Here is a 12590-nt window from a genome sequence, read left to right on the forward strand (position 1 = left end):
TCCAAGATGCAATTCCTCCGTCAGTGCCTGCTCCTTAGCTTCTTCAGCATTGTCCTACACGCCGCCGAGCCGCCTTCATTCCGCAATGATGTGCAGCCGATCCTGACGCGATACGGCTGCAACATGGGGGCCTGCCATGGGGCAGCGGCGGGGCAGGGAGGATTCCGGCTTTCGTTGCGTGGCTTTGATGATGAGGGGGACTACCTTTCCGTCACGCGCTCGGCCATGGGCCGTCGCATCAATGGCGATGATCCAGCCCGCAGTCTGCTACTTTTAAAAGCGGTGAAGACGGTGCCGCACAAAGGTGACAAGCGCTTCGAGATGGACTCAGAGGCCTACCAAACTTTGGTGGACTGGATCGCACACGGCGCGCCTGGGCCGAAAGCGGAGGATGCACGTCTGGTTTCGTTGGAGGTCACCCCCAAACAATTGGTTAGCAAGCCGGGCAGCCAGCAGCAGCTCAAGGTCATGGCCAAATTCAGCGATGGCCGCGCTGAAGACGTCACGCGCTGGGCCAAGTTCAATGCGGTGAATGCCAGCGTGGCCACCGTGAATGATCAGGGGCTCATTGAGGTCACGGGAACTGGAGAAGGCACGGTCAGCGCCTGGTACCTCAGCCGGCTGGACATCGCCATCGTCAGCGTGCCCCAGGAAGGATCTGCTGATGAGACGCTGTTCGCCCAGCTCAAGCCGCGCAACTTTGTGGATGAACTGGTACTGGAAAAACTGCGAGCACTGAACATCCCGCCTTCCGCGCAATGCAGCGATGGCGAATTCATCCGCCGCGCTCATCTGGACACCATCGGCGTGCTGCCCACCGCAGAGGAGACGAGAGCCTTCCTGGTCGATGCCAAGCCTAACAAAAGGGACCGCCTCATCGAATCACTCCTCACGCGGCCTGAGTTTGTGGACTACTGGTCGCATCGCTGGAGCGACCTACTTTTGGTCAATAGTGACAAGCTCACCCCTGAGGGCATGTGGGCCTACTACCATTGGATCCGCAGCCGCGTGGCGGCCAATACGCCTTGGGACGTCATGGTTCGTGATCTGCTCACCGCCACCGGCAGCACGCTGGAAAATGGCGCCGGGAATTTCTTCCTGCTGCACGATGAGCCAACCCGTCTTTCGGAAACGGTTTCCGTGGCCTTTCTCGGCACCGCCATGAACTGCGCCAAGTGTCACAATCATCCACTCGAAAAGTGGACCAATGACGAGTACTTCGCCTTTGCCAATCTCTTCTCCCGTGTTCGCACCAAGAACGGTGCCACCGCTGATGAACGTGTGGTCTTTAGCGCTACAGAAGGCGACCTTGTGCAGCCTCTCACCGGTAAGCCCCAGCCGCCGCGTCCGCTCGAAGTCACTGAGCCTGTTTCCATAACGGCACCGGAGGACCGCCGCATCCCCATGGCCACCTGGCTTACCTCGCCAGACAATCGCCTTTTCAAGCGCACCATCACCAATCGTGTCTGGGCCAACTTCTTCGGGGTAGGCCTGGTGGAGGCCGTGGATGACATTCGCATCACCAATCCAGCCAGCAACGAGAAGCTCCTCGACGCCGCCTGTGAACATCTGGTTAACCAAAAGTTCGACCTCAAATCCCTCATGCGCGTCATCCTGCAAAGCGAGACTTACCAGCGCAGCAGCGAGACGATTTATCAGAATGAAAAAGACACCCGTTACTACAGTCATTTTTACCCGCGCCGTCTGAAGGCTGAGATCCTGCTGGATTCCGTCGCGCAGGTCACCGCCGTGCCGACCACGTTTAACATTGACCGCCGCAATGCCAACAAAGGCACCAAGACCTCTTATCCCATGGGCTTCCGCGCTTTGCAGCTTCCCGATTCCAACATCGCCAGCTACTTCTTGAAAAGCTTTGGCCGTGCCGACCGCATCGCCACCTGTGAATGCGAGCGCACCAATGAGCCCAGCATGGCTCAGGCCCTTCACATCGCCAACGGCGACACGATGAACGACAAACTCGCCACCAAGGACAACCGCGTGGACCAGCTCCTCAGTTCAAACCAGCCTAACGAAAAGCTGGTTGAGGATGCCTACCTCATTGCCCTCGCCCGCACCCCCACATCAGCGGAGAAAACCAAGGCCGTCGAACTCCTCGCCACCGCTCCCGAAGCCGACCGTCGCACCACCCTTGAAGACCTCTTCTGGGCACTGATGAGTTCGAAGGAGTTTTTGTTTAATCACTAGGATCTTTGGCGACCATCCAGCAGCTCTTTCAATTTCTCCGGATTTCTTGCCGTATGCCAGACCAATGTGACAACCACCCATTCTTGATGAATGCGAAAATAGACCGCATAAGGAAAGGGCTTGATGAGGATTCGCTTAAACTGCCGGTAAACAGGCCTGTGGATATCTGCATCCAGCAAAATCTTCGGGAGGTAACTGTAAAACACATCAAGGAAGCGGTCTCCAAGGGCTTTGCCTCCGCAACGGTCATACCATTCGGCCGCTTCTGCCGTATCCTCCGTCACTTCAGGAAGGATGCGCAACTTCCTCATACACGTTTAGCGTTCACGCGTGACTGGAATTCTTCTAATGTAAGTGCCCGCGATGGATCACTTTCAAACCGCGCCCACCGTTCATTGAGTTCGTATTTCTCCGCATCCGTGATCTCCAGTTCAGCCTCGGCTCCTGCCATTGAGGCCCAAATCTCATCCACGATCAAAAGCTTCTCACGCACCGGCAAGGCGCGCACCTGTGGAAAGTCAGCCAGAGTCATGAGCATATCTTCCCCCTCATTTTGCAGGTTTCAACTACTGCTTTCCTCTTCGCTATTAACCTTTGCCGGTCTGATTCACGCCCAGGAAACCATTTCCTATGAAAAACAAATCCTGCCGCTTTGGGATGCCTACTGCATGGATTGCCATGGGGCGGATGATGCGGATGGCGGGCTGGCGTTGGATACCTTTTCGGCCCTCATGAAGGGCGGGGAAGAAGGCGTGTCCATCGTCGCAGGCAAGGCGGATGACAGTCTGCTGGTGAAGTTTCTCGAAGGTCGTTCAGGACGCGGTGGTAAGAACGAATTCATGCCGCCGGGCAAGCGCGACAAGCTGAAGGCGGAGGAGATCGCGCTCATCAAAGCCTGGATTAATGCGGGGGCATTGGGGCCAGTCATGGCGGACAAACCTGCCGCTCCCCGCGAAGTCATCACGCCCAAGATCGCGCCGAAAGTCGCCCCCAAACGCTCCATCCAGGCGATGGCGTTTTCAGATGCTGCCAAGCTCATCGCTGTAGGCCGTTATGGTGAGGTGGAGTTGCTGAATCCTGTTACACGTTCGGTTATTCGAAAGCTCACCGGCTTCAAAGGCCGTGTCAATGCTCTCGCCTTCTCCACGGATGGAGCCACGGTTTACGCCGCAGGCGGTGAAGCGGGCATCCTGGGTGAAGTGCGCTCATGGAAGACGGCTGATGGCAGCGCCCTGCTGTCTTATGCCGGGCATACCGATGCCTGTTACGCGCTGGCTCTATCTCCGGATGGGCAGATGCTCGCTACAGGTGGGTATGATCAAAAGATTCGCCTTTGGGATGCCTCCAATGGCACGGAAATCAAAGCCCTCAAGGGTCACAACGGCAGCGTCAATGGCCTCGCTTTTCGACCTGACGGCAAAGTGCTAGCCAGTGCAAGTGCGGACCGCACGGTGAAGCTGTGGGCCATGCCTGATGGCGCACGACTGGACACGCTTTCGCAGCCGTTGAAGGAGCAAAATGCTGTCGTCTTCAGTGCTGATGGCACACAGCTTTTAGGTGCGGGGATGGACAGCCGCATCCGCGTCTGGCAGATCAGTGCCACGGCCAAAGAAGGCAGCAACAGCATCAGCACCTCCCGCTTTGCCCATGAGGGCGGCATTCTCGGCCTCACGCTTTCTCGCGATGGCATTTTATTAGCCTCCAGTGCCACGGACCGCTCCATGAAGATCTGGGATGCCACCAGCCTAACTGAAAAATCGGTTCTCGAAAAACAGTCCGACTGGTCCCCGGCCCTGGCCTTTGCTGAAAAGGGTCAACTCTACAGCGGACGGGTGGATGGCAGTCTGGGTGTGTATGACACCAGCACGGGCAAATCTGTCCCGCAGGCTATCGCAGAACCGAAGCCTAAAATGATCAGTGTGGCAAAACCCAAAATGGCTCCCAAGCCAGAGTTGACCCGGATAATCACGCCTGCACTGCACAGCGGTGGCAGCTTCACCCTGGCACTCCAGGGAAAAAACCTGGATGCGGAGCCAAAGGTGCACTTCAGTCATCCAGATATCCAGGGCATCATTGTCAAATCCTCCATCCAGCCTAACCAATTACGGATCAAGACGTCCGCACCAGCCACCCTTCCCCGGGGTGCCTACGAAGTGTGGATCACCACCCAACAGGGTGAAACAGCCCGCATGAAGCTGTATGCCGATGACCTTCCCGCCACGGTCAGCATGCCTGAGCATTTTAAAGAAGGCCCCTTTGCCATCACTCAACTGCCCGCCAGCGTGTGGGGAAAATTGGTTGAGACCGGCCAGCAGGATGTTTATCAGATCACGGTGAAGGCTGGGGAAGAACTCGTCTTTGACCTTGCCGTTCAGCAGGTCGGCAGCACGGCCTTGTCACCACGCCTGGAGATCCTCGATCCATCTTTGAACGTGCTGGCGCTCAATCGCGGCCTGGATCCTGGCGCGGATCCATTCATCGCCTGGAAAGCACCTGCCGACGGCAGCTACCTCGTGCGCGTCAGCAACACCACACTGGACGGCAGCGCGACGCATCTTTACCGCCTCACCTTGGGTGCACTGCCCTATGTCACCGGCTGGCAGCCACTCTCGTCCACGGCTCAGATTGAATCTACCGTCACACTTATCGGCCATCATTTGGATAGCATCGCCCCCATTGTGATCAAACCCGGCAGCACCGGTCTGCTTCCTATCCCGCTCCCTGCTGGTGACATTCGTTACCGGGTCAATCCCAGCCAGCACGTCAGTATGCTTTCTCAGGTGACTGAGACCGAGCCTAACAATGAAGTGACAAATGCACAGGCCATCTCCGCACCCGGCACAGTGAATGCAAGCCTGTTTTCAAACGGCCCGCAAGGCGATGCCGATCACTTTGTCTTTGAGGCCAAGAAGGGAGAATCCTGGGTCATCGAAACCCTGGCCGCCATGGCTGGATCGCCAGCCGATACCAAGATCCAAGTGCTGGATGAAAAAGGCCAGCCCGTGCCGCGCCTGCTGCTTCAGTCGGTTCGCGACAGCTATAACAATTTTCGCAGCGTGGATGCCAACAACCCTGACATCCGCCTGCAAAATTGGGAGGAGATGGATCTCAATGAATATGTCTATTTCAATGGCGACATCATGAAGACCTTCCGCATGCCACGCGGGCCGGACAGCGGCTTCCTGTTTTATGCCACGGATGGCAAGCGCCGCTCCTACTTCGATACCAGCACCACCAGTCATGCGCTGGATGAGGCCTGCTATACGGTCATCCCCCATCCGTTAGGCACACAGCTGGTGCCCAACGGCCTCCCTGTCTTCACCTTGAACCACGCCAACGATGACGAAGGAACGCGCAGACTGGGCCGTGACTCACGCTTGGCCTTCACTGCACCTGCGGACGGCCGGTATGTGATCCGCGTCACCGATACACGCGGACTTTGCGGGGAGCGGTTTGTCTATTCGCTCACGGTCCGCCAGCCAGCACCGGATTTCACACTCGCTGTCAGCACGAATAAGGTGATGGCCATTCCTGCCGGATCCTCCATTGGCTTCTCGGTTGAAGCCACACGCCAAGACGGTTTCGAAGGCCCGATCCGGGTGGACATCGCCAACGTGCCCGCTGGTTACTTTGCCTCCTCGCCGATCCTGATCCAGGCCGGCCATACTCTCGCCACAGGCAGCATTCACGCCCTGCCAACGGCCAAATCGGATGCAGACTGGAGCCAGGCCACACTCACTGCCACGGCGGAGATTGCAGGCAAAACCGTGACTCACCGCATGGCAAACTTTGGCAAGCTCACCCTCGGTCCTGCACCCAAATTCATCGTTCATCTGGAGCCTGATGCAGATGGCAAACCGGTCATGCGCCAAGATACGCAGGAAACCAGCCCGCTGGAGCTCACCCTTGTGCCAGGGCAGACCGTCAAAGCATGGATCCGGGTGGAGCGGAATAACTTTGATGACCTCATCAACTTCGATGTCCACAACCTGCCCCATGGCGTCATCATTGATGACATCGGCCTCAACGGTATCCAGGTACGGGCCAAGGAAAACGAACGGCCCATTTATTTCCGCTGCGCGCCGTGGGTGGAGGATCAGGACCCCCTTTGCCATGCTGCCATGGCTTCAGCCCGGGCGGAGCAGGACAGCTCCGGCCTGGCCACCAGCTTTCCGGTGCTGTTAAAAATCCGCAAATCGGCAGGTGTGGTCACACGATAAAAGCATTTCCTCGCAATGAAGCCAGGGATGTCCACGTTCTTGCTTTTCCATGAAGTTCGCCCTGAGCCTTACGCTTTTCCTTTCCACCCTTTCATTGCAAGCTGAGCTGCGCCTGCCCGCCATCATTGGCGACCACATGGTGCTCCAGCAAAAGCAGGCCAATCCCATCTGGGGCTGGGACACCCCCGGAACCGAAGTCACCGTCAAATTTGCCGACCAGACCAAGACTGCTAAAGCGGGTGCCGATGGCAAATGGACCGTCAAACTGGATGCCGTCCCCGCCAGTGCGAAACCGGCCACCCTTTCCATCCAGGGCACGACCGGCAAGGAGCTAAAAAACATCCTCGTGGGTGAAGTGTGGCTTTGCTCTGGCCAGTCGAATATGGGCTTCAATGTCATCAGCAGCTGGGATGCGGATCTGACCATCGCCCAGGCGAAGTATCCGCAGATCCGCCTCATCTCCGTGCCGCAGGTAGGTACCCAGGAGATCCAGGATGACTTCAAAGGTCAGTGGGCCGAGTGCTCTCCTGAAACCGTCGGCCAATTTACCGCCGTCGGTTATCATTATGGCCGTGTGCTGCATGAGATGCTGGGCGTGCCCGTGGGCCTGATCGACAATGCTTGGGGCGGCAGTGCCTGCGAGGCCTGGGTGCGCCGGGACCTGCTGGAAAAAGACGCCCGTTTCAAAGACATCATCGAGCGCTGGAAGGCGACTGAAGCCTCCTTCACCCAGGAAGCCTTTGACAAACAAGTGGCCGACTACAAAGCCAAGGCAGATGCCTGGGCTCTGGCCCGCAAAGAGGCCATCAAAAACGGCACTCCACAGCCTGCTCCCCTGGGCCGCGCACCCCGCAATGCCATGACTGGCCAGGGCCGCCCTGGAAACCTGTATGCAGGCGTGCTGCACCCCACCATCGGCTACGGCATCAAAGGCGTCATCTGGTACCAGGGTGAAAGCAATGCCTCCCGCGCCAAGGAATACCAGGAACTATTCCCTTTCATGATCGAGCATTGGCGCAAAGAATGGAAGCAGGGAGACTTCCCCTTTTATTGGGTGCAGCTCGCCGACTACAAAGCCGAAAACCCAGAACCGGGCGATAGCGACTGGGCCGAGCTGCGTGAAGCACAGACCCTCTCCCTCAGCAAGGTGGCCAATTCCGGCCAGTGCGTCATCACCGACCTTGGCGAGTCCAACGACATCCACCCCAAGAACAAGGTGGACGTGGCGGAGCGCTTGGCCCGCTGGGCTTTGGTGAAGGACTACGGGCTAAAGATGCCTTACAGCAGCCCCACGTATAAAGACGTCAAATTTGCCGACGGCAAAGCCATCCTCACCTTTGACCATGCCGAAACTGGGCTGCGCATCGTGGATGTGGATCAAGTGCGCGGATTTGCCATCTGTGGCGAAGATCGCAAGTGGGTATGGGCAGATGCTGTGATCCTGCCAGACAGCAAGCTCAGCCCGCGCACTCCGCGTGGCAACCAGATCACCGTCAGCAGCCCGCAGGTGGCCAAGCCGGTGGCCGTGCGTTACGCCTGGGCGGACAATCCTGTAGCCAATGTCTATTCCGCTGAAGGCCTGCCCGTGACCCCTTTCCGCACGGATGACTTCCCAATGATCACCGATCCGGCCAATCCAAACGGCCTCCAGGCCCAGGCCCTGAAGCGCGAAGAAGAAATCCGCACCCTCCAGGCCCAGCGCGCCGCTGCCCAAAAGGCCAAAGCGGACGCCGCAAAGAAAAAGGTTCCGTGAGAGGTTTCATTTGCGCATAGGCATTCGTGTTTCACCCTCGGCTGCATATGTCCCGCTTTGCCTCACTTCTTTCGCTCGCCCTGGCCGTGCTCCTCACGGCTTGTGAATCCACGAGTCCGCGTCACCAGCAGCAGATCGATTACCGCCGCCTGGAGATCGCAGCGGAGGCACCGGGGGATTATTACGTCGCCCGGCGTTTCAATATCGAGCGCACGCACATCTGGGGATATGTGCGCCGTCCGGGGCAGAGCTGGGACCAGTCCAAGCTGGTGATGATGAATGAGAAGTTCATGAAACAGCCGGACCGCTTTTCAGAAATGCCTTCTGGAGACGGCCCCGCCTTTGGCAGTGATCACAACCGTGAATACCGTCTCTGGGGTTATTTCTCCGGTCGCCGGGTCTATGATCCAAACAGCAATCTGGCCCTCCCGGAATTCGTGCTCCAGCGTTATGAGGTGAAGAGCGTCTCCCCAGGCTGGCTCTTCAATCCCGGGGAGCGCTTCAATGGCAAGCAGCTTCTGCGCGCTGAGCCAGGTTCAACACCGTAAGCTGTTGAATAAGGGTCTCCACCTGCGTCGGCAGGTGGGCTGCTGACAGGGTGACCCGTAGCCGTGCACTGCCACGTGCCACGGTGGGATAACGAATGGCAGGCACCATGATTCCTGCCTCTCGTAGTGCCGCACTGGCATCCATGGCCACGGATTCATTTCCCAGGATGATGGGGATGATGGCGCTTTGTTGAGAAGCGGCCTGCTGGGGCGCGACCTGCTCCACATACCGCCGCAGTGTCCTCCGCCTGCGTTCTCCGTCTTCACCACGGATCATCTCCAGCGCCTTCAAGGCCGCATGCGCCACACCCGGCGGCGGTGCCGTCGTATAGATGAAACTGCGTGCACGGTTGATCAGCAGATCGACCACCGAGCGTGAGGCTGCCAGGTATCCGCCACTGAGACCGAAGGCCTTGCTCAGCGTTCCCATCTGTAGCTCGATGCGCCCCTGCAATCCCAATGCCGCCGCCAGCCCCCTGCCCTGCGGCCCCAAAACGCCAATGGCATGCGCCTCATCCACCATCAACCAGGCACCGTAGCGCTCCTTCAACTCCACGATTTCCCGCAGCGGAGCCGCATCCCCATCCATACTGAAAATGGATTCCGTGATGATGAGCACACGCCCCTGGGCCGTTTGCAAAAGCCGCTCCAATTTATCCAGATGATTGTGCGGAAAGATGCGCATCGTCGCTCCGCTGAGCCGGGCCGCATCCACCAAACAGGCATGGCTGAGCTTGTCCAAAATGACCGTATCCCCTGGTCCCAGCAGCGCAGGTAAAGTACCCAGCGGCACAGCAAAGCCGCTGGAAAAAGTAAGCGCCGCCTCTGTACTTTTAAAGTCTGCCAATGCCTCCTCCAGGTCCGCATGCGGCCGCATGCTGCCGCACACTAAACGTGAGGCACCGGAGCCTGCGCCGAAAAGGGCAACTCCCTCCAGCAGGGCGGCCTTTAACTCCGATGATGGAGCCAGGCCCAAGTAGTCATTGGAAGAAAAATTGAGATAGGATTTCCCCTCATGCTCCAACACGGGACTTTGGGGTGAATCCATCACCCGCAATTGCCGCCACAGCCCGTCTTTCCGGAGCTGATCCAGTTGGGACTGGATCTCCCAGCTCACTCCTTCAGCCTCCGCTCCACGATCTCGTCCTTTTCCACCCCCAGTGACACGGCCTTTTCATAGTGACGCTTCGCCAGCTCGATAGCTGGTGGTTTCTGGTCCAGGTACAGGAGAGCCAGATTGAAGTTGGCAATGCCATACTGAGGGTTCAATTCGATGGCGCGTTGCAGTTCATTTTGAGCGGCATCGATCCAGCCCAAGTTCTTCGCTGCAATGGCCAGATAATTGTGTGCGCGCGCATCGGTCGGCTCCTCATGGATGGCACGTGTGAAGCAGGAAATGGCGCGGTAAGTATCCCCTTCCGATGAATAGATAAGCCCGAGGGCGCTCCAGGACTGGGCCAGCTTGGGGTTGATCTGAACAGCTTTTTCAAAGCACTCCAGGGCCACGGCCGTCTTCCCCGCCTGCTGCTCCACAGCGCCCAGATTGGCCCAGGCCAGCGCATTATTTTCATCGAGTTTCAGCATTTCCTCATAAGCCGCACGGGCTTCTTCCCATTTCTGCTCGCCAAAGGCAGTCGCTGCTTTCTGAGCCAGCACCGTGGTATGGTCCGGCAGACCGCCGATGGTCCCTGGGGGCACTAGATTGGCAGTCGGAATCGAAGGAGCTGGTGCGGGAGCAGAAGTGACTGCGGGAGCAGGGGCCGGTGCAGCGGCAGCCGGTGTCGGGGGCGCAGGAGATGGGGCAGGAGCCACTGGTTCCTGGGCCATAGCGCTAAGCGCGGCACCCGTGAGGAATAAAAGTAAGCGGATGGAGTGGAGAACAGGCACTTTTAATGATTCATGCAAAATGGCGGACACGCAAAGGTTCGATGCAACAGAAGTGTTTGGATGTGAAAGAAACTTGGCTGAAAAGCTCCCATAAAACTTCTTGCGTCTCGTCTTGACAGATTGAAGTGTTCAGGCGAACAAATTTTGTCATGTTCGATCTCAACACCAAGCTCACCGACCGCCAGCGCGAGCTGCTGGAGTATCTGCGTCAGTATCAGCGGGAAAATGGTGTCATGCCTAGTACGCGTGACATTCAGCGGCACTTTGGTTTTTCAAGTCAGACGGCTGCCATGAGCCACCTCCGGGCTTTGGAAAAAAAAGGCGTCATCCAGCGTCACCCGAACAAGGCCCGCGCCGTCGTCTTTCCTGAAGATCTGGAGCGAGCGGAGATCATGGACATCCCACTTTACGGCATGATCCCGGCCGGATATGCCAGTCCGCAGGAGCAGCAGGCGGATGGCTCCATCGCCGTGGATGTGCATACACTAGGCCTGAGCCGCAACACCAAGGCCTTTGCTCTCAAAGTGCGTGGCGAGTCCATGATCGGAGCCAACATCTGTGACGGGGACATGGTCATCCTGGAAACCAAGGAACCCCGGCCGCGTGACATCGTGGCAGCGCTCATTGATGGAGAAACGACCCTGAAGCGTTTCCTCATCAAAGACGGCAGGCCCTATCTCCAGGCGGAAAATCCTGACTTCCCAGATTTAATTCCTGCCAATGAGCTGATCATCCAGGGCGTCATGCAGGCGCTGATCCGGCAGGTCGGCAGGGACTGAAGAGCCAGCTCGCTTCATTGCGCCCAGCCACCCCGGCGGGCGGCGCGGGCTTCTTCTTCCAAGAGCTTCAACTCCAGCTCATAGCGCGCGGCTGAGCGACCATCCGGCAAGGTCGTGCCGGTGGTATGGATGCGGGCCAGTCCCTCACGCACCAGCTTGGCGGAAAGGTCTTCCCCATCTGGAAAGACCACGAAGGCATAGTGACGACCGCTGCCAAAGACCCCCTGCCATTTGGTATAAACCGTAAATGGCCGGTTGGTCAGCCAGTCATACGCAAAGGCATGCGCCTGCTGCCCCACAGCCACCGTGCGCGGCTCACTGAGCCCGCCGAAATACTGTCCCTGCTCATGCAAACGCTCCTCATTGTAGGAGTCCCGTTGTTTCTCCGGACTATCGGCAAAGTAAAGGCGCAAGACGTGTTCCTTGCCGTCATGAAGGATGCGGAAGCTATCCCCGTCATTATTCCGGTCATCCTTCAAGCGTGCACCATACATGACCTCGAAGACCTTGGTGGCCGGCCCGGACCTGGGTTCCGGTGGATTTTGTATCTTCTGCACCTCCCGCCAGCCTTGCGCCCCGAGCGCTAGCAAGAGAATGAGGCCCAGCCAGGAAAAGGGAAAAGAACGTGGACGGCGGCGGCGACGGCGGCTCATGCAGATCAATCATCCAGACGGGCGAAGCACTCACCTCACTGGCGGCCAAGCAAGCGGCGCACCTGTTGTTCCGTATAGGCCGGTGTTCTCTGGTGTTCTTCCAGTTCAATGAACTTGGGCCGGTCGTTTTTCCTCTGGCTGCGGAGGGCATCCCGATCCGCCCCCGTCTTGAATACATCGTCTGAACCGGAAAAAGCCTGGTTACTTTCACGAGCTGACTGGGACGCATAACGGCTAGTATTCGTCTCAAAGGCATCATCCGCCACATCCGCCGTTTTACCTGCCTGGGCAAAGCCCTGCGAGGCCATGCTGCTTTTGTTCTTGGATCCAGAAAAGCTTTCCGTTTTATAGCTTGTCGGGCCAGCATAGGATTTCGTGCCCGCATACTGGCCGGATTTGAAGTTTTTCTTTCCCATCCAGCCGCCAGAACTTTTGTTCTTGGTGATACTGGACTGCATGGCCTTGTCAAAGACACTCCGGTCATTTTGGTCCCCCATCCGCTTACGGGACTGCGCCATGCGGTCCGACATGCGCTGGGACATGAG

The 12590-nt window shown here is 57.9% G+C and carries 11 protein-coding genes; 5 read left to right on the plus strand and 6 right to left on the minus strand.

The window, feature by feature from the left end; genetic code table 11:
- Positions 1 to 6: 6 nt before the first annotated feature.
- Positions 7 to 2205: a DUF1553 domain-containing protein gene (locus tag EI77_RS04695; protein ID WP_133793580.1), complete on the plus strand. Its 2199-nt coding sequence runs from the start codon at positions 7 to 9 to the stop codon at positions 2203 to 2205.
- On the opposite strand, the gene EI77_RS04700 is transcribed toward EI77_RS04695, so the two are convergent.
- Both EI77_RS04700 and EI77_RS04705 read right to left on the minus strand, forming a co-directional pair.
- Positions 2202 to 2516, minus strand: a complete 315-nt coding sequence (locus EI77_RS04700; RefSeq protein ID WP_133793581.1) for a type II toxin-antitoxin system RelE/ParE family toxin — start codon at positions 2514 to 2516, stop codon at positions 2202 to 2204. The genes EI77_RS04695 and EI77_RS04700 overlap by 4 nt on opposite strands.
- A complete protein-coding gene (locus EI77_RS04705; protein WP_166647037.1) occupies positions 2513 to 2737 on the minus strand; it encodes an addiction module protein in 225 nt (74 codons plus the stop codon). The genes EI77_RS04700 and EI77_RS04705 overlap by 4 nt, the downstream gene beginning before the upstream one ends.
- Between EI77_RS04705 and EI77_RS04710 the strand changes: the two genes are divergently transcribed.
- Genes EI77_RS04710 through EI77_RS04720 form a run of 3 tightly spaced genes read left to right on the plus strand, consistent with a single transcriptional unit; the run spans position 2736 to position 8726 of the window.
- Positions 2736 to 6425 carry a c-type cytochrome domain-containing protein gene (locus EI77_RS04710; protein ID WP_133793583.1) on the plus strand — a complete coding sequence of 1230 codons (3690 nt, stop codon included), beginning with the start codon at positions 2736 to 2738 and terminating at the stop codon, positions 6423 to 6425. The two genes, EI77_RS04705 and EI77_RS04710, sit on opposite strands and share 2 nt — an antisense overlap.
- A gap of 49 nt (positions 6426 to 6474) precedes the next feature.
- Positions 6475 to 8178: a sialate O-acetylesterase gene (locus EI77_RS04715; RefSeq protein ID WP_133793584.1), complete on the plus strand. Its 1704-nt coding sequence runs from the start codon at positions 6475 to 6477 to the stop codon at positions 8176 to 8178.
- 47 nt (positions 8179 to 8225) lie between these two features.
- Positions 8226 to 8726: a hypothetical protein gene (locus EI77_RS04720; protein WP_133793585.1), complete on the plus strand. Its 501-nt coding sequence runs from the start codon at positions 8226 to 8228 to the stop codon at positions 8724 to 8726.
- Here EI77_RS04720 and bioF read toward each other — a convergent pair.
- Together bioF and EI77_RS04730 are read right to left on the minus strand one after the other, a co-directional pair.
- Positions 8680 to 9843, minus strand: a complete 1164-nt coding sequence (gene bioF, locus EI77_RS04725; protein WP_133793586.1) for an 8-amino-7-oxononanoate synthase — start codon at positions 9841 to 9843, stop codon at positions 8680 to 8682. The two genes, EI77_RS04720 and bioF, sit on opposite strands and share 47 nt — an antisense overlap.
- Positions 9840 to 10553, minus strand: coding sequence for a tetratricopeptide repeat protein (locus EI77_RS04730; protein WP_166647038.1), 714 nt, complete (start codon positions 10551 to 10553; stop codon positions 9840 to 9842). The genes bioF and EI77_RS04730 overlap by 4 nt, the downstream gene beginning before the upstream one ends.
- A 209-nt stretch (positions 10554 to 10762) precedes the next feature.
- Between EI77_RS04730 and lexA the strand changes: the two genes are divergently transcribed.
- On the plus strand, positions 10763 to 11392 hold the full coding sequence (lexA, locus tag EI77_RS04740) for a transcriptional repressor LexA (RefSeq protein ID WP_133793589.1): 630 nt from the start codon (positions 10763 to 10765) through the stop codon (positions 11390 to 11392).
- A gap of 14 nt (positions 11393 to 11406) precedes the next feature.
- Here the strand turns inward: lexA and EI77_RS04745 are convergent, their stop codons facing one another.
- Together EI77_RS04745 and EI77_RS04750 are read right to left on the minus strand one after the other, a co-directional pair.
- A complete protein-coding gene (locus EI77_RS04745) occupies positions 11407 to 12045 on the minus strand; it encodes a thermonuclease family protein (RefSeq protein WP_133793590.1) in 639 nt (212 codons plus the stop codon).
- Positions 12046 to 12080: 35 nt separating this feature from the next.
- Positions 12081 to 12587 carry a hypothetical protein gene (locus EI77_RS04750; RefSeq protein ID WP_133793591.1) on the minus strand — a complete coding sequence of 169 codons (507 nt, stop codon included), beginning with the start codon at positions 12585 to 12587 and terminating at the stop codon, positions 12081 to 12083.
- Positions 12588 to 12590: the final 3 nt, after the last annotated feature.

Source organism: Prosthecobacter fusiformis (assembly GCF_004364345.1).
Taxonomy (GTDB): domain Bacteria; phylum Verrucomicrobiota; class Verrucomicrobiia; order Verrucomicrobiales; family Verrucomicrobiaceae; genus Prosthecobacter; species Prosthecobacter fusiformis.

Excerpts from the sequence above, each read along its gene's own strand:
- EI77_RS04720 (WP_133793585.1), top strand. The coding sequence starts at position 8,226 with ATGTCCCGCTTTGCCTCACTTCTTTCGCTCGCCCTGGCCGTGCTCCTC.
- lexA (WP_133793589.1), top strand. The coding sequence starts at position 10,763 with ATGTTCGATCTCAACACCAAGCTCACCGACCGCCAGCGCGAGCTGCTG.
- EI77_RS04750 (WP_133793591.1), bottom strand. The coding sequence starts at position 12,587 with ATGTCCCAGCGCATGTCGGACCGCATGGCGCAGTCCCGTAAGCGGATG.
- EI77_RS04730 (WP_166647038.1), bottom strand. The coding sequence starts at position 10,553 with ATGGCCCAGGAACCAGTGGCTCCTGCCCCATCTCCTGCGCCCCCGACA.
- EI77_RS04700 (WP_133793581.1), bottom strand. The coding sequence starts at position 2,516 with ATGAGGAAGTTGCGCATCCTTCCTGAAGTGACGGAGGATACGGCAGAA.
- EI77_RS04715 (WP_133793584.1), top strand. The coding sequence starts at position 6,475 with ATGAAGTTCGCCCTGAGCCTTACGCTTTTCCTTTCCACCCTTTCATTG.
- EI77_RS04705 (WP_166647037.1), bottom strand. The coding sequence starts at position 2,737 with ATGACTCTGGCTGACTTTCCACAGGTGCGCGCCTTGCCGGTGCGTGAG.
- EI77_RS04695 (WP_133793580.1), top strand. The coding sequence starts at position 7 with ATGCAATTCCTCCGTCAGTGCCTGCTCCTTAGCTTCTTCAGCATTGTC.
- EI77_RS04710 (WP_133793583.1), top strand. The coding sequence starts at position 2,736 with ATGAGCATATCTTCCCCCTCATTTTGCAGGTTTCAACTACTGCTTTCC.
- EI77_RS04745 (WP_133793590.1), bottom strand. The coding sequence starts at position 12,045 with ATGAGCCGCCGTCGCCGCCGCCGTCCACGTTCTTTTCCCTTTTCCTGG.